The organism is Saccharopolyspora sp. ASAGF58, from assembly GCF_012277335.1.
In the GTDB taxonomy this organism is placed as follows: Bacteria; Actinomycetota; Actinomycetes; order Mycobacteriales; family Pseudonocardiaceae; genus Saccharopolyspora; species Saccharopolyspora hattusasensis.
Window position 1 is genome coordinate 6,934,437 of record NZ_CP040605.1, and the last position, 19,286, is coordinate 6,953,722.

A 19,286-nucleotide genomic window follows, 5' to 3' on the forward strand; every position below is an offset into this window, starting at 1 on the left:
ACACCATTCCCCGCAGAACGATGCCGAAGGGCCCCGAACTCCTTCATCTCTCACACAGCAACACATCTAGTGAGTCGATACCTACATACGACTCCTTTCTGCGCTCTTGGCGCAACAACGCCTCTGAGCTACGGCAGCCGAACTTGATTCCCGGGTGAGCCGGCCGACCGCGTGTGACCGGTAGGGCCGGCGCTTCCCCACCTGATGATCCGCCACCGGTTGCGCCGCGATGCCGCATTCTTCCATCAGGCGGAGGAACGGGGAACAGTCCACGACTCGGAAGACGTCGCCTACCACGAACGCCGCCTGGAGATCGTCGGAGAACTCCGCCCATGACCCGCAAGATCCGGAAACCCTTTTCCGGCAGCTGACGCTCCCGGCAATGAGCGCGGTCGGGAACCCTGCGCCGGGTCGGCTGCTGTTCGAGAATTGTCGGGTCAACACACCCGCGCCGCGTCGACGACGCAACCCACAGGAGCTATCCGCATGAGCACTTCAGCGCAGATCGGCGTCACCGGGCTCGCCGTCATGGGGCGCAACCTCGCCCGCAACTTCGCGCGCAACGGCTACGCGGTCGCCGTGCACAACCGCACCGCGTCGAAGACCCGGGCGCTCATGGACGAATTCGGCCACGAAGGCGACTTCGTCGCGACCGAAACCCCGGCCGATTTCGTCGCCGCGCTGGAACGCCCCCGCCGCCTCGTGATCATGGTCAAGGCCGGTGATCCCACCGACGCCGTCATCCAGGAGTTCGCGCCCCTGCTGGAACCGGGCGACATGATCATCGACGGTGGCAACGCGCACTTCGCCGACACGCGACGCCGGGAGCGCGAACTGCGCGAGCACGACATCCACTTCGTCGGCACCGGCATCTCCGGCGGCGAAGAAGGCGCGCTGCACGGACCCAGCATCATGCCCGGCGGATCCACGCAGTCCTACGACTCCCTCGGACCCATGCTGGAGAAGATCGCCGCGAAGGCCGCCGACGGCGCACCCTGCGTGACGCACATCGGCCCCGACGGCGCCGGCCATTTCGTGAAGATGGTGCACAACGGCATCGAATACGCGGACATGCAGCTGATCGGCGAGGCCTACCAGCTGCTGCGCGACGTCGCGGGCTTCTCCCCCGCCCAGATCGCCGACATCTTCCGCACCTGGAACACCGGCCGCCTCGACTCCTACCTGATCGAGATCACCGCCGAGGTCCTGTCCCATGTGGACGCCGCGACTGGCAAGCCGTTCGTGGACGTGGTCGCCGACCAGGCGGAGCAGAAGGGCACCGGACGCTGGACCGTGCAGCTCGCGCTCGAACTGGGCGTACCGGTGCCGGGCATCGCTGAAGCGGTCTTCGCCCGCTCGCTGTCCGGCCACACCGCGCTGCGCGAAGCCTCCCACGGGCTCGCGGGCCCCGCGGCGAGACCGCTGGGCAGCTCCGAGGCGGCCGCGTTCGCCGACCAGGTCGAGCAGGCGTTGTACGCGTCCAAGATCGTGTCCTACACGCAGGGCTTCCACGAGATCGCCGCAGGCAGCGCGGAATACGACTGGAACATCGACCTGGGTGCGATCGCCTCGATCTGGCGTGGCGGCTGCATAATCCGCGCCGCGTTCCTAGACCGCATCCGCGCCGCCTACGATTCGCGCCCCGACCTGCCGAGCCTGCTCTCCGACCGGACGTTCGCGCAGGAGATTACCGCCGCCCAGGACGACTGGCGGGCGGTACTGGTCGCCGCCACCACCCAGGGCGTGCCGACACCGGGATTCGCGGCGGCACTCGCCTACTACGACGCGCTGCGCGCGGACCGGCTCCCGGCCGCGCTCACCCAAGGCCAACGCGACTACTTCGGTGCCCACACCTACCGCCGGACCGACCGCGAAGGCTCGTTCCACACCCTCTGGGCGGCAGACCACTCCGAAGTGCCGGCCTGACTCGCTTCCGCCCCGGCTACGCGGTTACGGCGCGGCCGTAGCGGTCTTCCAGGCGGACGACGTCCGCCTGCCACCCCGGATCCGCCGTGGAGGCTTCCAGCAGGACCACGTCGGACACCGCGATGATCCGGTGCAGAACCCCGGACGGGATGCTCGCCGTCTGGCCGGGGCTGAGCTCCATTCGGAACAGCGACGTCCGGCTGGGCCCGATGTCGAGCAGCGCGAAGCCGGACTGGACAGCGACCGTTTCCTCCTTCTTCTCGTGGTACTGCAGCGAAAGCGCCTCACCCGCGCGGATGTGCAGCACCTTGCCGACGTATCGGCCTTGCACAACGGCGAAGATCTCTTCGTAGCCCCAGGGCTTTTCGATCCGGACCACCGTTGCGAGGCTGGACAGCGCGAACTCTGCGACGTCGGTCACGACGATCCATTCCTTTCCAGTGAAACGCCAACTCGAATGCGCGTTCGGGCGGGCCGCGAACGCGCGGACGGCGCGTTCGCGGGTGTCTCGACGACCTGGCGGCGCACAACGAACCAGCATTTGATTCCCCCAAGCACGCGGTGCGAAGCACCGCGGACTTGGGCACCATAACGCCGGAAAAGCGAAGCCGCCCAGGGCTGGGGGCACCCGGGCCGATACCGCTACCGGATTGGACGACAGGCGGCGACGTGTGCTTCGGAAGTGACAACTGGGGCTGCTGGGGCCCGCGACCGGGCGCGTCAGACTCGACCGGCATCCTGCTGGTCCGGCTCGTCGTCGACCCCTCCGTGGCCCGAGACCGCCTCCGGGACCGGCACGCTGACGACGAACCCAGCCTGCGCTGGCGCCTGGACCGCACGAACGAACTCGCCGAGATCCGACGCGGCCGGACTCGACGACCTCGTGCTGGACTCCTCCCACGAGCCGCCGACGAGCCTCGCCGCCGAGGTCCGCGCCGCGGCCGGCTGGTAGTGCCGTGAGTCTTCTGGCTGCTACAGCAACCCAGAAGACTCACGGTCGGCGTTGCCAGCGCCCGTTTCAGGCTGGTGCGCCAGTTTCCACCAGGCTGCCGTCGGCGAGGCGAAGCCAGCGGTTCACGCCGATGTTCGCGAGGAACCGCTCGTCGTGACTCACCACCACGAACGCGCCTTCGTAGGCGTTGAGCGCACTTTCGAGCTGCCCGACGCTCACCAGGTCGAGGTTGTTGGTCGGTTCGTCGAGCAGCAGGAGTTGGGGGGCCGGTTCGGCGAACAGGACGCAGGCCAGGGTCGCGCGCAGCCGCTCGCCGCCGGAGAGCACCCCGACCGGAAGGTGCACGCGGGTGCCGCGGAACAGGAATCGGGCGAGCAAGTGCATCCGCTGCGACTCCGGCATTTCCGGCGCGAAGGCAACCAAGTTCTCCAGCACCGTGCGGTCGAGGTCCAGCAGGTCCAGCCGTTGCGAGAGGTAGGCGATACGGCCAACGGCGTGTTTCGTGCTGCCGCCCTCCAGATCGCCGTTGATCACGCGCAGCAGCGTGGACTTCCCGGCGCCGTTGGGCCCGGTCAGCGCGATCCGCTCGGGCCCCCGGATCGACAGGGAGACGCCTTCGCCCGCGAAGAAGTCTCGCTCCCCGCGGCGAACCCGCATCCCTTCGCCGAGGAAGACCGTGCGCCCGGCCGGAACGTTGGTCCCGGGCAGCTGCAGCGCGATCCGCTGCTCATCGCGCAACGCACGTTCGGCCTCGTCGAGCCGCGCCTTGGCCTGGTTGAGCCGCGCGGCGTGCGTCTCGTCGGCCTTCCCCGCCGACTCCTGGGCGCGTCGCTTCCGCGCCCCGGCGAGAATCTTCGGCAGCCCAGCGCTCTCGATGTTGCGGGCGGCGTTGCTGGCCCGGCGCTGCGCCCGCTCGCGGGCCTGCTGCATCTCCCGCTTCTCGCGCTTGACCTCTTGCTCTGCGCTGCGGATGTTCTTCTCCGCGACCTCGCGCTCGGCGTGCACGGTCTCCTCGTACACCGTGAAGTTCCCGCCGTAGTATCGGATCTCGCCCTGGTCCAGTTCGGCGATGCGGTCCATGCGGTCGAGCAGCGTCCGGTCGTGGCTGACCAGCAGCAGGCAGCCCTGCCAGTCTTCGAGCACGCCGTAGAGCTTGCGGCGCGTGTCGACGTCGAGGTTGTTGGTCGGTTCGTCGAGTAGCAACACGTCGGGCCGCTTCAGCAGCTGTGCCGCCAGGCCGAGCGAGACGACCTGGCCGCCGCTGAGGGTGTGCAGGCGCCGGGTCAAGGAGACGTCCCCGAGGCCCAGCCTTTCCAGCTGTGCGCGGGTGCGTTCCTCGATGTCCCAGTCATTGCCGACCGCGGCGAAGTTCTCCTCGCTCGCATCCCCGGACTCGATGGCAGCAAGGGCCCGGAGCACCGGCGCGATGCCCAGGACCTCGGCCACGGCCGGATCGCCATCCAGAGGCAAGCTCTGCGGGAGGTAGCCGAGCACCCCTTCGACGGACGCGGAACCTCCGGTCGGCCGGTACTCGCCGGCGATCAGCTTCAGCAGCGTGCTCTTGCCCGCGCCGTTCGGGGCCACGAGACCGGTGCGGCCGCCGCCGATGGTGAAGGAGAGGTCCTGGAAGACCGGCGTGTCGTCCGGCCAGGAAAAGGACAGGTTGGAGCAGGTGATGAACGCATCGGACATGTGTGAGAGCCCTCGTGGGTGATGCGGGCGCACCAAGGCGGCCCGGAGAAGAACGATGGAACGACGACATGGCCACGACGGCGGCGCACACGAGCGCCTGCAGGTGGCAGATCACGTCCGGGTATCACCCGGAGATGTCGTCGTCACCAATCACGTCTGGTCTCCCTCACTCGCAATCCACTCCACCGTAGCAACAGGGCTCCGGGCGGTGCCACCGGGTTTTGCAGATCGCTGCCCGGCCGAGGACGCCCGGGCCGGTGCCGAAGTGGACGGCGAGCCGACTTTCAGCAGCCGTGCGACGGAAGCGGTGGGTTTCGTCGTGCTCGACAGGCCCGCGGAACCGGAAGAACCGGGCGCCTGGTGCGCGAAGACCCTCGCCCGGTTCGAGGTGCCCCCGGCGAACCACGTCATCGACCGGATGCCCACCGCATCTGGTACGAACGGGTTCGAAGATCCGCGCCGCGACCCTCCGCGAGTGGGCCCGGCCGCACCACGAGGCGAAGACGGCGCCTGGACCTGGGAGTGCGTGAATCCCCGAGGCGGGAAGGCATCGGTGGCGGTCGCGCTGCGTCCGCCGCCAACCGGGTGTTCCATTGTTGGTCGGGGTCCACCCACCGCTCGCGGAGCCGAACGCCGATTCAGGTACCGGTCGGTACCGCGAAAGGAGGCTCATGCTTCGAGAGGACTGGCCGACACCCGAGGAAGGCCTCGTCATCACGCATTTCCTCACCGTGCGCGACGTCGCCCGCTCACGGGAGTTCTACGCCGACATCTTCGGCGGACGGGTCGTGCTGGAGGAGAACCCGGCGATCGTCAAGGTCGCCAATTCGTGGATCATCATGAACCCGGGTGGCGGTCCCACTCCCGACAAGCCCGACGTCGTCCTGGAGCCCCCGGATCGGCCCACCACGGTGTCGGCCTTCATGAACGTGCGCGTGGCCGACATCGCCGCCTTCCACTCCGCGGCGCGCCGGAAGGGCGCCGAGTTCCTCACCGAACCCATCGACCGCAAGGCCGAGATCCGCTGCTACATGCGCGATCCCGACGGTTACCTGATCGAAGTCGGCCAGGCCACCGGGATGCTCGAAGGGATCTTCGCCGACCGGCCGGCGGATTCGGGACGCTGACCCGGCGGGATGCCGCTGCTGGACGATGCCTCGCCCGGCAGCGGCCGGCTGGGACGTTCCTATCGCATCGCCTCGTGGAGTTTCATCCTCGAAGATCTGCCGGTTGAACTCGCTGCGGTCCAGGCCGTGCCGTGCTCGCTGGGGTTGACGCCGCCGTGCTCGGTGACGAGATCCGGGTTCTCCTCGGCCACGGCACGCATCTTCGCGACTCCGTCGGGTTCGAGCGGTGCCCGTAGAAGCCCACCAGTTCATGCCGGTCGGCACTCGTCCAAACAGGACCGCCGCAGTCGCATGCCCCAAGCGGAGTGCCGATTCGGAGCCGGCAGGCGATAGTCGGGGCGCACCGTGTTGACCAGCGCGGCTTCCCGCGCACCGGTCCCGGACGCTGGGCAGATCACCACCGGCCGGACACCTGACCCGTCTGGGCACGGTGCGACGCGCGCTCCGGACACTGTGGACGGATGACAGGATCCGCCCGGAAGGCGGGCGCGGAAGTCACCCGCTGGGTGCCGACCACGAGAGCACTCCTCATCGGACAGCGCGTCATCGCGGACATCGGCACTTGGAAGCAGAGCCAGGTTGTCAGCCGTGCCGGGACAACCAGTCGACCGTGAATTCGTGCTCGGCCGCCAGGAGGCTGTGCACCTCACTCGCGAAGAGGTCTTCCAGTTTGCCGCCGAGCAACGGGATGCCCACCTTCACATCGCCCTCTACGACGAACTCGCACCCCGCCGCCGGCAGGTCCCGCAGCCGCTGCGAAGCCGTGATCGCCTGCGGCACGGCCAACGCACCCGCCGTCACTTCGGCCGCGTAACCACCGGCGGCCTCACGACGCCAGACCTCGCTGCGGTCGATCGAGAGGTCCCCGCCGACGACTGCGCGCGCCACCGAGGGGATCGCCCCGGCGCGCACGCCCTGGCGGATCCGGAACCGCGCGCCGGTAGCGGTCGCCTCGTGCTCGACCAACTCGTTGTCACCGCCGAGCACTCGCAGCCGCTCGCGGAGGCAGTCGGAGTCCGTCAGCGCTGCGAACACCCGAGCAGCGGGCCACTCGTAGGTGCTCCGGTACTCGATCCTGCGCGTCATGCAGAGAAGGTTACTGCCGATTTCACGACGCTGCGGTTATGAACCGGTGTCGCGGGGGCGACCGGTTCGCGTCACCTCCGCGACCTCGCGCCCCCACCGCCGCCGACTCGCTCGAGCTGCCCACCGGTGGATCACCTCCGGGGGCGGCCCCGCGTTGCCCGAGCTACGGCGGATCCAGCGCACAATTATCCTTATTGGACGATTTCGCGCGCTGTGGTGACGCGCAGCGGTTCGCAACCGTCCAACGTGGGCCTGCGCGGCCGAGTGCGTCGAGTTGAATTAATTCGGTGGCGTGGCGCGGGAAAACCGTAGATCATTGCTGCATCAAAGTCACCGAGAGGCAGGAAGAACGATGTACGCGGCAGTTGAAGGTGCAAGGGTGCCGATCCGGATGTGGGCTGACCCGCAGTCGGTCGAAGACGCCGCCATGCGCCAATTGCACAACGTCGCCAACCTGCCATGGGTGCACGGACTCGCCGTGATGCCGGACGTGCACTACGGCAAGGGCGCCACCGTCGGCAGCGTGATCGCCATGCGCAACGCCGTGTCCCCGGCGGCGGTCGGCGTCGACATCGGGTGCGGGATGAGCGCCGTGCGAACGTCCCTGACCGCTGCCGATCTGCCGGACGACCTGCGTGTGCTGCGCGGCCGGATCGAATCGGCCGTGCCGGTCGGCTTCGCCATGCACCGCACCCCGGTGAACCCGTCGCGCGTACCCGGGCTGAGCGGCTGGCAGGAGTTCTGGTCCGTCTTCGGGGAACTGCACCCGGGCGTGCAGAACCTCCAGGACCGGGCGCGGGCACAGATCGGCAGCCTCGGCGGCGGCAACCACTTCATCGAGGTCTGCCTGGAGCAGGGCGGCCCGGACGCCGGCCGCGTGTGGCTGATGCTGCACTCAGGTTCGCGCGGGATCGGCAACGAGCTGGCGAAGCGGCACATCGACATCGCGCGGCGCCTCCCGCACAACGCGGACCTGCCGGACCCGGACCTCGCGGTGTTCGTCGCGGGTACGTCGGAGATGCAGGCCTACCGCCGGGACCTGTTCTGGGCGCAGGACTACGCGGCGCGCAACCGCGCCACGATGCTGGCCCTGGTGCAGCGGGCGCTAGCCGAAACGGTGCCGGGGACCAGGTTCGACACGCCGATCTCGTGCCACCACAACTACGTGGCCGAGGAGAGCTACGACGGCGTCGAGGTGCTCGTCACCCGCAAGGGCGCGATCCGGGCGGGCGGGGGTGATCTCGGCATCATCCCGGGCAGCATGGGCACCGGGTCGTACATCGTGCGCGGCCTCGGCAACGAGCGGTCGTTCCAGTCCGCCTCGCACGGCGCCGGTCGGCGAATGTCACGGAACAAGGCCCGCAAGACCTTCACGGCCGCTGACCTGGAAGCGCAGACGGCCGGCGTGGAGTGCCGCAAGGATGCCGGCGTGGTCGACGAGATCCCGGCCGCTTACAAGGACATCGATTCGGTGATCGCCGCGCAAACCGACCTGGTCGAGGTGGTGACGCACCTGAAGCAGGTCGTCTGCGTCAAGGGGTGAACGCCGGGTTTCTCGGTGGCCCGACCGCCGAGGCACCCGGGCCAACCGGCAAAACGAAGCACGGGTCTTCCCCGGTCGTGCCCACGGCGAAGGCAGCTCCTTGAAACCCGGATCGCCGCCCGATCTACCCGATTTGACGGCCGTTCGACCACCCGAAGACCACCGCGAAGTTCGGCCGCAACGCGGCGCTTTCGAGTGGCTCGGGTGGCGGCGGGCTGGTCTGATCGCAGGATGGATGTGGCTGCGAATCCGGTCGCTGCGGCTCGGTGGGACTGGCGTTCGGTGATCTGCTGGGCGCTTTGGGGCTGGGGATCATCGGCGTTTAACACCGTGATCCTCACCTTCGTGTTCACCGTGTACCTGACGGGCTCGGTGGCGAGCGACCCGCAGACCGGGTCCAAAGCGCTCGGTGTCACGCTCACCATCGCCGGAGCGTGCATCGCGCTGATCGCGCCGGTGACCGGGCAGCGCAGCGATGCCGGCGGACGGCGCAAGCGGTGGCTGGCGCTGCACACCGCCCTCGTAGTGGTCAGCACGGCCGGGCTGTACTTCGTCCAGGACGTTCCGTCCTTCCTGCTGCTGGGCCTGGTGCTGGTCGCCGTCGGCAGCGTGTTCGTGGAGTTCGCGGGCGTGAACTACAACGCGATGCTGCTCCAGGTCTCGACGCCGGCGTCGATCGGCCGAATCTCGGGATTCGGCTGGGCGATGGGCTACTTCGGGGGGCTCGTCGCGCTGGCGATCGTCCTGTTCGGGTTCGTGCAACCCGAAATCGGCCTGTTCGGCGTGACCTCCGAGGACGGACTCAACATCCGCGTCGTCGCGCTGTTCGCGGCCACGTGGTTCGCGCTCTTCGCGTTGCCACTGCTCATCTTCGTTCCCGAGGCCCCATCGCCTGCGGATCAAGTCCAGCGGTCCTTCCTGACCGGGTACCTCGTGCTGGGCAAACGGCTGGCGCGGATGTGGCGCACCGACCGGAGCACGTTGGGATACCTGGCGGCCAGCGCGATCTACCGGGATGGGCTGGCCGCGATCTTCACCTTCGGCGGTGTGATCGCGGCGGGCACCTTCGGTTTCAGCCCCGGCGAGGTGGTGGTCTTCGCGATCGCGGCGAACCTGATCGCCGGTGCCAGCGCTTTCCTGGGCGGTCGAGCGGACGACCGGTTCGGCCCGAAGCCCATCATCGTCACGTCGCTGTTCGGCCTGGTCGTGGTGGGCAGTTCGATGGTGGTGCTACCCGGCAAGGCCGCTTTCTGGGTGTGCGGGCTGCTTCTGGCAGGTTTCCTGGGACCGACGGAATCGGCCAGCCGGACCTTCCTCGCCCGCATCGCGCCGCCGGGGAGGGAAGGCGAAACGTTCGGCCTCTACGCCACCACCGGACGGGCCGTGAGCTTCCTCGGACCACTGGCCTTCAGCGGCTTCATCGCCCTGTTCGGCACCCAACGCGCAGGCATGGCCGGGATCGTCCTCATCCTGCTGATCGGCCTGCTCGCGATGATTCCCGTCCGAGCCCCCCAACGCACCGGCGCGGCGACCACCGGCACGTCCAGGAATGCCGCGGTCAGCAGCGAATCGTCGAGCAACGCCTCGATCCCGAACCGGTAGACGGCGCTCAACCCGACCGGCGTCGACGCCGCGAGGACGCCTTGGCGGACCTGGTCGACCAGACGCCGCGTGCACCGGGCGAGCAGCGCGTCCATCAGCTCGTGCTTGCTCCCGAACTCGCGGTAGATCGCTCCCTTGCCGATCCCCGCACGGCGAGCGATCCGCTCGACCGGTGACTCCGTCGAAACCATCGCGCAGCACCAAACCTTCGGCGGCATCGAAGATCGCGACCACCCGGTTGGGGATCTGCGGCCGCGGCACCTGATCTCACCTGCTCGTAGTGACCAGAACTTCGACTTTGGTCACTATAGCGGGGTAATCGGCTTGCCCAGCGGGACTTGGACGGGAAAGAGTTGGCCTCGTGGCCATCCAGTTCCCGCTGACGAGTGCTCGCCTGCAGGTTCGCCCGTTCCGGACCGAGGACCGCACCGCGATCCACGCGGTCTACGGCGACCCCGAGGTGATGCGCTACGTCGCGTACGGGAACGCGGTCCCTGCCACGGAGAGCGCGGCGATGGTCGATGACTACATCCAGCACCAACGCATGCACGGCTACTCGTTCTGGGCAGTGATCGAGCGCTCGACGGGCCGTTTCATCGGCGACGCCGGGTTCGAGGCGCGCGACGTCGGCGCCGAGTTCGGCTATACGCTGGCACGCCAGTCGTGGGGTCAAGGCCTCGCCACCGAGGTCGGGCAGCTCTGCCTCGCCGCGGCATTCGACCAACTCCACCTGCCGGAGTTGACGGCGGTCGTCGATCCCCGGAACCCCGCCTCGGCGCGCGTGCTCGACAAGCTCGGATTCCGGCCACACGGCGAATGTTTCGAATACGGCAGGCCGCACCGCAGATACCTGATCACCGCCGAAAACTGGCGGCGCGGCTGTCCTAGCGAGCCGATTGCAGGCACCTTTCCGACTTTCGCCCGCCACTCCCGAGGACGCCCCCGACGAATTGATCGAGAATTTCTTTGAACAATTCGATCACGGCGTCGATCATTTTTTCAAAGTCATTTACCGGCGACCCTGAACTATTGATCTCCGACGACGGCAGATCACAAATGCGATCGATCTAGCTATTTGGACGATCGCCACGCCTGGACACATCACGATGGTGACGATCTGTGACTGCACCCCCTGATCTCGCAGGCTCGATCAACGTACAGGGGACATCTTAGGCGCCGAGAACGTGTCGATCTCACCTTGAGTGAGGAGTGTTCCCAATTGGACATATCAACAGCACCACGATCGTAGGATCATGCATTTCTGCCGCTGCCGACCGGAAAGACCGTGTTTACCGTTACGAATAGTCGCCTTCCGGATCTCGCGAGGCGATTTGGGGAAAATGATCTCGAATGCGGGATTCTCGCGCATTGATCAAAAGGAGGCTCGAGTGTCCTCAACGCTTGTTCGCCTTGGCGGGATTGCCGCCTTCGTGTTGGGTACTTCGATCGGTCTTGCTCCACTGGGGAGCGCTGAAGTGAATTCGGCGACACCACCGCTGGTCCGCACGGCCGACGACAAGTGCGATAAACCTGGGGAGTGCCCAGCGCCACCGCTGCTGCCGTGCAACTTCGAAGAGTGCCCGCCTCCGTGCGTGGAGAACTGCCCGCCGGAGGAGGTCGCGCCGCCGCCTGCACCACCGGCAGCGGTGCCTCCGGCGGTGCCACCGGCAGCTGTGCCTCCGGCCCAGCCTCCGGCAGCGGTGCCACCTGCGCAGTCGCCAGCACAGCGGCCGTCGGCTAGGCCGACATCGGCCAGGCCGCAGGTCGTCCCGACGGCCAAGCCCACCGTCCCGCCGACGCCGCAGGTCGTGCAGAAGCCGGTCGGCGCCGTTCCGGCGGGTGGCGGGGCCACGGCACAGGACGACTCCGGCGTCTCCGGCCCGCTGCTGGCAGCAGGCGGCGCGGCGGTCGTCGTCCTGGCGGCTGGTGGCGCTTACGCGCACCGACGTCGGCGTGCCGAGTCGCAGCGCTGATCCAGCCGGGATGGTGGTGTGCGCTCCGGAAGCGCACACCACCATCCCGCACGAATGCCCGCACACAGGCGGAACTCGCCGTCGCGGAAGCACGGAGGTGGAACGTGAGAGCTGGAGTTCTAGCCTTGTGGATCACCTTGCTGCTGTCCGCGGCGGGCGCGGCCGTCTTCGGCCCGGCGGGCGCGGATTCCGCACCGCCGCCGGCCGCAGCCCCCGCACCGGTGGTACCGGCGACGTCGGTGCCGGGCGATCCCCATCCCATCGGGATCGCCATGCCGTCCATCCGGGTGGCGTCGAGCCTCGTGCCGCTGGGGTTGAACGCGGACGGTTCCGTCCAAGTTCCCCCGATCGAGACGCCCAGGCAGGCCGGTTGGTACGACGGCGGGGCGGGAGCGGGCGAGGTCGGCCCGTTCGTCGTACTGGGCCACGTCGACTCCTACACCGAGGCCGGGGTGTTCTACCGGTTGCGCGATCTCCGCGCCGGTGACCGGATCCGGGTCGACCGCCGGGACGGTTCGCAGGTCACCTACCTGGTCGACCGCATCGAGCGGTTCCCGAAAGACAAGTTCCCCACCGACGCCGTGTACGGCGACGTGCCCCGTCCGGAGATCCGGCTGATCACGTGCGGCGGGGATTTCGACAAGTCGCGCCGCAGCTACGAGGACAACCTGATCGTGTTCGGCCACCTCGCCTGAGATCAGCGCGCTCGAGCTCATCAGGTCACGGGGGCGAGCGCGACCTCAGCCGGGCTCGCGGGAACCTGCGCCGGCAGCTCTACCAGCGCGGATCGCCGCCCGAGCGGGACGTAATCCCCGCGCTCGGGGTGACGCGCGGCCCGACCGCCCTGCGCGAGGACAGCCCCTACGTCACCGCGGTCATGACGATGTACGCCCAGGCTGATCAGCCTGCGGACCTGTTCGGCGATGTCTCCGTGGGGGACCTCGCGGGTGCTCGACCACGGTCGGCGTACGGGTTCCCGAGCGGACGCGACTCGCGGCTGAACCGGCACCGAGTGCCGATCGCCTCTGTTCCGCAACCTCACATCTGAGCCACGCTTGGTGCGCGGGCTGGTGAGGGGGTGCTCGGGGGTGCCGTTCGAGAACCGGAGGGACGCTGGTCGTCGGCTGGCGCAACAGTTGTTGCACTTCCGCAGCGCGGACGCCGTGGTCCTCGGATTGCCGCGCGGTGGGGTGCCGGTGGCGTTCGAAGTCGCGCAGGCGCTGCGCGCGCCGCTGGACGTGATCGTGGTTCGCAAGCTCGGCGTGCCCACCCATCCCGAGCTCGGCATGGGCGCCATCGGGGAAGGCGACGTTCGCATCATCAACAACGAGGTGCTGTGGAAGACCGGGGTCAGCGCGAGGGAACTGGACGAGGTGGAGCGGCGCGAACGGGTCGAACTCGACCGGCGCGCGCGGCTGTTCCGCGTCGATCGCCGACGCGTGGACGTGACCGGCAGAACTGCGATCGTCGTCGACGACGGGATCGCCACCGGCTCCACCGCGCACGTGGCCTGCCGAGTGGCCCGCGAGCAGGGCGCCGCCCGCGTGGTCCTGGCCGTGCCCGTGGCGCCGCCGCACGCGCTGGAACGACTTGAGGAAGTGACCGACGAGCAGGTCTGCCTGGAGACTCCGGGCTGGTTCATGGCGATCGGCCAGTGGTACCGGGACTTCACCCAGACTCCCGATGCCGAAGTCGTCGAGTTGCTCCACCACGCCGGCCAAGCCCGCGCGACGAGGACCGCAGATGACCGATGAGCACCGCGGATGCTCGCAACGGCAGTTCCTCGCCGACGCCGCCGTCGCGGTGCCGCTGGCCGCGTGCTCGAAACAGGCCGTCCCTTGAAAGCAAGCCCCGACGGGTGTGCCGCCGTGGATGTTGACCCCGGATCCGGCGGCCGACCCCGACTTCGTCCGCGACGCGAATTCATCGCCATCGGCGTGGACCACGCGCTGCGGTCCACTCCCCTGCCCTCCGGCTACCCGGGCTGGCCACCCTTGTCCTATGTGGACTTCCTTACGGCGCGGGTCGCTCACGACTTCGACGGGGCTGCAAGGCACTCAGCCAGGAATCGTTCCAGCCCCGACCAGGAGCGTTCGGGGAGCGTTCGTCGTACTGGATCCGCAGGCTCCCGGCTGTTCGCCTGCGGCGCCATGAAGGCATGCATGATGTTGGCGAGCGCCTGCAGCTGCCAGTCCGCGCGAGCACCTCGGCGCGCAGGTTCGCTCGCGACTGAGACGAGGTCAGAATTCGTTGGCAACACTGGACTTCCACGAGTTCCGACCGGTCATGCGCGGTCCCCGGCGAGCTCGGGGCGTGGTTCGGCGTGTTCCCGGCGGGGCAGCAGGACCGGCGTGCCCAGGATGAGCACCCCGGCGATCGCGATGGCGACGCGGGTGCCTGTGGCGAAAGTACCTCAGCCAGGGCACTCCTCGCGGCGCCGATTGTCTGGTACGTAGCTACAGCCCGGCCGACTTCCGGGAATCGAGCCCGAACATCCTCTTAGGACAGTGCAACTGTCTTTCAGTCGTAACCGAGGGTGATCATGTCGTCATCGTCGTTGCCCTCGGTCGGTTCCGGAGCCGAGCTGCTGGCCGTCGGCGGTACATCCCCGGTTTTCTCGACGTCGGTCCGCACCGCGCTCTCCTCCTGGATCATCTGGATCATCCCAATTGCGTTGTACCGTTCCAATCCGCGCCGGTCGGCATCCGATTCCCCGACGCCCGACAGGAAGCTCCTCGTCGCAGTGGTGCGCTTCCGCCCTACCCGCGCAGGCGCGGCCAGAAACCAGAAACGCGTTCGGACCTGCCTTCCCGAGCACACCTTTGAGCCGGGCGCGCGGGGAATACCTGGGTCGGATGTTGAACTCGTGCTTGGGAGTGACTTCGTCATGGGAATTCTTAGCTGGATCTTGTTCGGCCTGATCGCCGGGGCGATTGCCAAGTTCATCCTGCCGGGCCGAGACCCCGGCGGAATCATCGTGACCATCGTGATCGGGATCGTCTGTGGACTGCTCGGGGGATGGATTTCAACCCGCCTTGCCGGTGGTGCAGGAGTTACCGGCTTCAACGCCATGAGCTTCGTGTGGGCGGTCATAGGCTCACTGGTCCTCCTGCTGCTCTACCGCCTGATCTTCCACCGCACGCACGCTTGACGCGGTCGCGTCACCGCGGACCCGACGACGCCGGGAGTTCCCCACTGCCTCCCGCGCGCCTGGTCAGGCTGCGAAGCGCGCAAGCCGGTCCTCCAGGTCGTCGCCCGCGTTCGGCATGCGGAACGACGGCGGCTGGAGCATGCCCGGGTTGCGGCCGCTGATCGCCTCCCGCAGGAAATGCCGCACCAAGCCGGGGTCGGGAAGGATGTCCTCGCCCATGAACTCGATGGCCGTGGTGTCCCCCCGGCCGTCGGTCTCGACCCGCAGCGCCCAGCCGCTGACCTCATCCCAGGTGAGCAGGAGCGGGAAGTCCACGAGGGTGGGCACCTTGGAGTGCACGAGGATGATCGCCGTGGCCAACCCGCTTTCCAGGTCGACGTCCACCTCGTACACGTCGTCGCCCAAGTCGCCCGCCACCGTGCGCACGTAGTTGATCAAACCACCTGCTGCCGGACTCGTCATGTCCATTGGTTTCCCCCCGAACCAGAACAGCGCCTCCCGCTGTTCTCCTGGGGGTAACCGAGCCACCGGTCCCGCAGTCCGCCCGATGGCATGAATTCCGCCGGCGGTGATCTTCCCGTTTCCGGGCCGTTCGCCGGTTACCTCGCGGTACTCTCGCCGGCATGGCCGAGCCGGGACCGAAGTCCGACCTGCACCTCTACCTGCGGACAGCGCGCGAGGCCCTGCTGTGGAAGCTGGACGGGCTGTCCGAGTACGACAGCCGCCGACCGCTGACACCGACCGGCACCAACCTGCTGGGACTGATCAAGCACCTGACCGGCTGCGAGCTGGGGTACTTCGGCATCACCTTCGGGCGTCCGTTCGACGAGCCGCTGCCCTGGCTGACCGACGACGCCGAACCCAACGTGGACATGTGGGCGACCGCGGACGAATCGCGCGAGGAGATCGTCGGGCTATACCACCGGGTGTGCGCGCACTCGGACGCCACGATCGACGAGCTGGCGCTGGATGACGCCGGCACGGTGCCGCACTGGCCGGACGACCGGAAGCGGATCACGCTGCACCGGGTCCTGGTGCACATGATCGCCGAGACCCACCGGCACGCCGGCCATGCCGACATCATCCGGGAGCTCATCGACGGCGCCACCGGCCTGCGCCGGGAGAACGACAACATGCCACCGGGCGACCGAGCGTGGTGGCAGGCCTACCTGGACCGGCTAGAAAACGTGGCGCGGCAAGCCGACCGGGGTTGACGGACGCCACCGAGCCGCCGAGCGCTTCGAACCCTCGCACCGAGTGTTCTCACTCGACACCTCCATCCCCGCCCCCACCTTCCGGAACTCGGAATGCGGGTTCCAGCAAACTCCACACCCGCGCTCCGCTGTGCCCATGCGGGGCACGACTCCGTGAAGCCGATCAGCCAGGAGATCATCTCTTCCGGCGAGTGGAACTGGCGTAACCGGACAAGATCGGGAGCGGATTTGTTCGGTTCGGACAACCGGTACCGACGGACCGTCGGCCATTCTCGGTCTGGAACGGTTCGGCAGTTCCAATCACGGAGGTTGGTCATGGACGGCGAGAGCACCGGTCACAGCCGTGATCCGCAGGCCGTGACCGCGGTCCGGACGGATACGCCCGGTTGCGCTCGCACTGCAGCGCGGTGGCTCTGGACGTAATCACCGTCGTCCGGGTCGACGCGGTGGCCCGGAGCTCGTGGGACCACGCAGGCCGGTAGCCGCCAGCGACCCCACTGAGCGAGCCACGCATCCGCCGTTTAGCCGTGGTGCCGCACCGCATTCGGGTCTCGGGCAGTCGATCGTCGCCGTACCGGAGCCCGGACCGCGTTCTCCCGCTCGCAGCAATCGCGCCCGCCGCCCTGCCGCCACATGCCGAACGGTCCCGGCATCCGCCGATCCGGGACGCCACCGATGAACAGACACGAGGACACGCCATGGCCACGACGCAACGCCTCTGGTTGACCCAGCACGCCCACGACCGGCTCCGGGAAGAGCTGGCCGAGCTGCTCGACCACCGCCAGGGCGGCTCCGCCGAGGGCACAGCCGACGACCAGGACTTCGCCACGGACGCGGGTCGTCGCCGCGGACGCATCAGGGAGATCCAGGAACTGCTCCGGAACGCGGTGGTCGGCGAGGCACCACCGGACGACGGAATCGCCGAACCTGGCATGGTCCTCACCGTCCGCTTCGACGACGACGAGACGGAGACGTTCCTGCTCGGCGCGCGCGATGGCTCCGACCTCGACGGGCTCACCGTCTACTCGCCCGATTCACCGCTGGGCGCCGCGCTGTCCGGAGCCAAGCAGGGCGAGCAGCGGAGCTACTGCGTCCCCAACGGCGGCACCGTGCGGGTGACCTTGGTGCGCGCCGTGCCCTACGGGCGCCACGGCGCTGGCCAGCCCTAGCCTAGGGTGAGCAGCCATCATCCGAAGCGCGTGGCGGAAGAACACCCGTGAGTGTTTTTGGGTGCCATAGCACCCAAAAACACTCACGGGTGTTCTCTGCTTACCGAAACGCTCGTCGCGAACCGCATAGCCGCGAACACGCCCCCGCTGCTTCCCGCCATGGCGCGGCCAGGCGTTGTTCGATAGCGCGGATTGCCCTGGTGAGACTGGTTTTCTGGAGCACCCACGCACCGCAGGGACAATCGGTAACGGATCATGGACGCCGTCGCCTCATGCCCGCAGGAATTTGGACTTACTCGTCCTAGTAGGCGGCGCCGGGGTCCGGGGCGGTCACGCCGGGGGGCCGAGCACCACCACTGAGTTGTGGCCGCCCAGCCCGAGCGAGGACTTCAGCGTGAGCCCGTCGGCCGGTGCAGTCGGGCCGTCCAGCAGCCTCGGGTGGCCCGGGGCGACCTTGGGCGGCGCGGGGATCAGGCCGCGGTCGTACCCGAGTGCGGTCGCGGAGATCTCCACCGCCGAGGCCGCGCCCATGCAGTGGCCCACCAGCGGTTTGACCGAGTAGAGCTCGGCGTCGGTCGGGAGCAGTTTTTCGAACACGGCCGCCTCGGCCCGGTCGCACTGCTGGGTGCCGGGCCCGTGGGCGTTGAGGTAGCGCACCTGCGACGGATCCGCACCGGCGTTGGCCAGTGCCTCGGTGAAGCAGCGGACCAGCTCGGTCAGGTTCGGGTCGACCGAGGTCACGTGGTGGGCATCGTGCGACATCGCGCCGCCGAGAACGTGGGCGTACGGGTTCGGCGACCGCTTCGACAGCACCATCCCGACCGAGCCTTCGCCCATGATGAAGCCGCGGCTGCCCTCCTGGAACGGTCGGCAGGCCTGCAGCGGTTCGGCATCGGTGATCGCGACCCCGAGCCGGCTGAAGTGCAGCACGGTCTCGGGCGTGGACGACAGGTCGGTGGCCACGAAGACCACGTCGTCGACGATATCGGCATTCAGCCAGGCCTTCGCGGAGAGCAGGCCCGCGTTGCCGGAGGCGCAGGTCGCCGAAACGTTCATCGCCGGGCCGTGGAAGCAGAACTCCTGCATGAACGTCGACACCGGGGTCGACGGCATCAGCGACAGGTAGTCGCGCACCGACACGTCCGCGCCCCGGGTGGCGTAGAAGTTCCGCCACAGTTCCAGGTCCCCGAGCACGGCCGCGTGCAGCAGCCCCACCCGCCGCCCGGGCCGCCAGCCCCGGCCCTCGGCGTCGATGATCGCCTCGCGCGCGGCGGCTCGCATGGCCCTGGCGAAGCGGCTCGGACCGTCCAGCTCGTCGCCGCCGTCCGGCACGTTCGCGACCCACGCCGTCTGGTCCCGGTCGGGGCCGTGCCCGCCGATCGGTCGCGCGGCCACCTCGCCGCCGACCAGTCCGTCCCATAAGGCCTCGCGGCCCCAGCCGTAGCCGGTCACCGCGCCGATGCCGTTGATTCCGCAGTGCTGCGCGCCCATTTGCTCGTCTTCCTCCGAACCGGCCACCATTGACCGTCGTGGTGGATCGCCCGGGACCGCGGGGCGTCCAGATCGATTTTTCGTAGTCACCGCATGAGAAAATTGATCCCGAACGGCACCCACAAGAGTTAAGATCGATACAATTGATCGCCACGATATGTGTTTCGACTCTCCGGTTTTCCACACGGATGAATGAAGATCGAGATCGAAAGTGGCTGCACTTTTGGCCTAAATTCGTGTTGGCATTTGAGGTGGAGGATCGCTCGTGATCGGCCACGGCGCGTGCTGCTCGGCACCAGCGGTTGGTAAGCGGTTGGTGGCCAGCAGTTATGGGAACTGCTAAGTCGAATGGAAGACATG

18 protein-coding genes and 1 pseudogene are annotated in these 19,286 nt (G+C 68.2%); 12 read left to right on the top strand and 7 right to left on the bottom strand.

Annotated features, from left to right (window positions below; genetic code table 11):
• Positions 1–486 precede the first annotated feature (486 nt).
• Positions 487–1,926 (top strand): NADP-dependent phosphogluconate dehydrogenase, encoded by a 1,440-nt coding sequence (gene gndA / locus FDZ84_RS32615; RefSeq protein WP_168588982.1) that lies wholly within the window; start codon positions 487–489, stop codon positions 1,924–1,926.
• 16 nt (positions 1,927–1,942) lie between these two features.
• Here gndA and FDZ84_RS32620 read toward each other — a convergent pair whose 3' ends face one another.
• Positions 1,943–2,347 (bottom strand): cupin domain-containing protein, encoded by a 405-nt coding sequence (locus FDZ84_RS32620; protein ID WP_210435260.1) that lies wholly within the window; start codon positions 2,345–2,347, stop codon positions 1,943–1,945.
• A 597-nt stretch (positions 2,348–2,944) separates the two neighbouring features.
• On the bottom strand, positions 2,945–4,570 hold the full coding sequence (gene abc-f, locus FDZ84_RS32625) for a ribosomal protection-like ABC-F family protein (RefSeq protein ID WP_168588984.1): 1,626 nt from the start codon (positions 4,568–4,570) through the stop codon (positions 2,945–2,947).
• Between the two features lie 671 nt (positions 4,571–5,241).
• On the opposite strand from abc-f, the gene FDZ84_RS32630 reads away from it, so the two are divergent.
• Positions 5,242–5,697: a VOC family protein gene (locus FDZ84_RS32630; RefSeq protein WP_168588985.1), complete on the top strand. Its 456-nt coding sequence runs from the start codon at positions 5,242–5,244 to the stop codon at positions 5,695–5,697.
• Between the two features lie 59 nt (positions 5,698–5,756).
• On the opposite strand, the gene FDZ84_RS32635 is transcribed toward FDZ84_RS32630, so the two are convergent.
• Both FDZ84_RS32635 and FDZ84_RS32640 read right to left on the bottom strand, forming a co-directional pair.
• Positions 5,757–5,897 (bottom strand): hypothetical protein, encoded by a 141-nt coding sequence (locus FDZ84_RS32635; RefSeq protein WP_168584140.1) that lies wholly within the window; start codon positions 5,895–5,897, stop codon positions 5,757–5,759.
• Positions 5,898–6,279: 382 nt separating this feature from the next.
• Positions 6,280–6,783, bottom strand: coding sequence for a DUF2505 domain-containing protein (locus tag FDZ84_RS32640; RefSeq protein WP_168588986.1), 504 nt, complete (start codon positions 6,781–6,783; stop codon positions 6,280–6,282).
• A gap of 352 nt (positions 6,784–7,135) precedes the next feature.
• On the opposite strand from FDZ84_RS32640, the gene FDZ84_RS32645 reads away from it, so the two are divergent.
• Both FDZ84_RS32645 and FDZ84_RS32650 read left to right on the top strand, forming a co-directional pair.
• Positions 7,136–8,326, top strand: coding sequence for an RtcB family protein (locus FDZ84_RS32645; RefSeq protein WP_168588987.1), 1,191 nt, complete (start codon positions 7,136–7,138; stop codon positions 8,324–8,326).
• Between the two features lie 237 nt (positions 8,327–8,563).
• On the top strand, positions 8,564–9,928 hold the full coding sequence (locus tag FDZ84_RS32650) for an MFS transporter (RefSeq protein WP_246868590.1): 1,365 nt from the start codon (positions 8,564–8,566) through the stop codon (positions 9,926–9,928).
• A 122-nt stretch (positions 9,929–10,050) separates the two neighbouring features.
• Here the strand turns inward: FDZ84_RS32650 and FDZ84_RS41220 are convergent.
• Positions 10,051–10,146, bottom strand: a pseudogene (locus FDZ84_RS41220) (hypothetical protein); the annotation flags it as partial.
• 143 nt (positions 10,147–10,289) lie between these two features.
• On the opposite strand from FDZ84_RS41220, the gene FDZ84_RS32655 reads away from it, so the two are divergent.
• From FDZ84_RS32655 to FDZ84_RS41225, 6 genes are all read left to right on the top strand, one after another.
• A complete protein-coding gene (locus tag FDZ84_RS32655) occupies positions 10,290–10,898 on the top strand; it encodes a GNAT family N-acetyltransferase (protein WP_210435261.1) in 609 nt (202 codons plus the stop codon).
• Positions 10,899–11,403: 505 nt separating this feature from the next.
• Positions 11,404–11,901 carry a hypothetical protein gene (locus tag FDZ84_RS32660; protein WP_168584141.1) on the top strand — a complete coding sequence of 166 codons (498 nt, stop codon included), beginning with the start codon at positions 11,404–11,406 and terminating at the stop codon, positions 11,899–11,901.
• 104 nt (positions 11,902–12,005) lie between these two features.
• Positions 12,006–12,596: a class F sortase gene (locus FDZ84_RS32665; protein ID WP_246868591.1), complete on the top strand. Its 591-nt coding sequence runs from the start codon at positions 12,006–12,008 to the stop codon at positions 12,594–12,596.
• 128 nt (positions 12,597–12,724) lie between these two features.
• Positions 12,725–12,949 (top strand): hypothetical protein, encoded by a 225-nt coding sequence (locus FDZ84_RS32670; protein ID WP_168588989.1) that lies wholly within the window; start codon positions 12,725–12,727, stop codon positions 12,947–12,949.
• Positions 12,950–12,989: 40 nt separating this feature from the next.
• The gene (locus tag FDZ84_RS32675; RefSeq protein ID WP_168588990.1) at positions 12,990–13,655 is read left to right on the top strand and encodes a phosphoribosyltransferase; all 666 of its coding nucleotides are present in this window, start codon (positions 12,990–12,992) and stop codon (positions 13,653–13,655) included.
• Positions 13,656–14,443: 788 nt separating this feature from the next.
• On the top strand, positions 14,444–15,052 hold the full coding sequence (locus FDZ84_RS41225; protein WP_371812718.1) for a GlsB/YeaQ/YmgE family stress response membrane protein: 609 nt from the start codon (positions 14,444–14,446) through the stop codon (positions 15,050–15,052).
• A 63-nt stretch (positions 15,053–15,115) separates the two neighbouring features.
• Here the strand turns inward: FDZ84_RS41225 and FDZ84_RS32685 are convergent, their stop codons facing one another.
• A complete protein-coding gene (locus FDZ84_RS32685) occupies positions 15,116–15,514 on the bottom strand; it encodes a DUF6292 family protein (RefSeq protein WP_246868592.1) in 399 nt (132 codons plus the stop codon).
• Positions 15,515–15,675: 161 nt separating this feature from the next.
• Between FDZ84_RS32685 and FDZ84_RS32690 the strand changes: the two genes are divergently transcribed.
• Positions 15,676–16,266, top strand: coding sequence for a DinB family protein (locus FDZ84_RS32690; RefSeq protein ID WP_168588992.1), 591 nt, complete (start codon positions 15,676–15,678; stop codon positions 16,264–16,266).
• A gap of 698 nt (positions 16,267–16,964) precedes the next feature.
• Entirely contained in the window at positions 16,965–17,435 is a 471-nt protein-coding gene (locus FDZ84_RS32695) for a GreA/GreB family elongation factor (protein WP_168588993.1), read from the top strand.
• A 330-nt stretch (positions 17,436–17,765) separates the two neighbouring features.
• On the opposite strand, the gene FDZ84_RS32700 is transcribed toward FDZ84_RS32695, so the two are convergent.
• A complete protein-coding gene (locus FDZ84_RS32700) occupies positions 17,766–18,956 on the bottom strand; it encodes a beta-ketoacyl synthase N-terminal-like domain-containing protein (RefSeq protein ID WP_210435262.1) in 1,191 nt (396 codons plus the stop codon).
• Positions 18,957–19,286: the final 330 nt, after the last annotated feature.

Excerpts from the sequence above, each read along its gene's own strand:
- FDZ84_RS32690 (WP_168588992.1), top strand. The coding sequence starts at position 15,676 with ATGGCCGAGCCGGGACCGAAGTCCGACCTGCACCTCTACCTGCGGACA.
- FDZ84_RS32635 (WP_168584140.1), bottom strand. The coding sequence starts at position 5,897 with ATGCGTGCCGTGGCCGAGGAGAACCCGGATCTCGTCACCGAGCACGGC.
- FDZ84_RS41225 (WP_371812718.1), top strand. The coding sequence starts at position 14,444 with ATGTCGTCATCGTCGTTGCCCTCGGTCGGTTCCGGAGCCGAGCTGCTG.
- FDZ84_RS32695 (WP_168588993.1), top strand. The coding sequence starts at position 16,965 with ATGGCCACGACGCAACGCCTCTGGTTGACCCAGCACGCCCACGACCGG.
- gndA (WP_168588982.1), top strand. The coding sequence starts at position 487 with ATGAGCACTTCAGCGCAGATCGGCGTCACCGGGCTCGCCGTCATGGGG.
- abc-f (WP_168588984.1), bottom strand. The coding sequence starts at position 4,570 with ATGTCCGATGCGTTCATCACCTGCTCCAACCTGTCCTTTTCCTGGCCG.
- FDZ84_RS32685 (WP_246868592.1), bottom strand. The coding sequence starts at position 15,514 with ATGACGAGTCCGGCAGCAGGTGGTTTGATCAACTACGTGCGCACGGTG.
- FDZ84_RS32640 (WP_168588986.1), bottom strand. The coding sequence starts at position 6,783 with ATGACGCGCAGGATCGAGTACCGGAGCACCTACGAGTGGCCCGCTGCT.
- FDZ84_RS32700 (WP_210435262.1), bottom strand. The coding sequence starts at position 18,956 with ATGGTGGCCGGTTCGGAGGAAGACGAGCAAATGGGCGCGCAGCACTGC.
- FDZ84_RS32645 (WP_168588987.1), top strand. The coding sequence starts at position 7,136 with ATGTACGCGGCAGTTGAAGGTGCAAGGGTGCCGATCCGGATGTGGGCT.
- FDZ84_RS32630 (WP_168588985.1), top strand. The coding sequence starts at position 5,242 with ATGCTTCGAGAGGACTGGCCGACACCCGAGGAAGGCCTCGTCATCACG.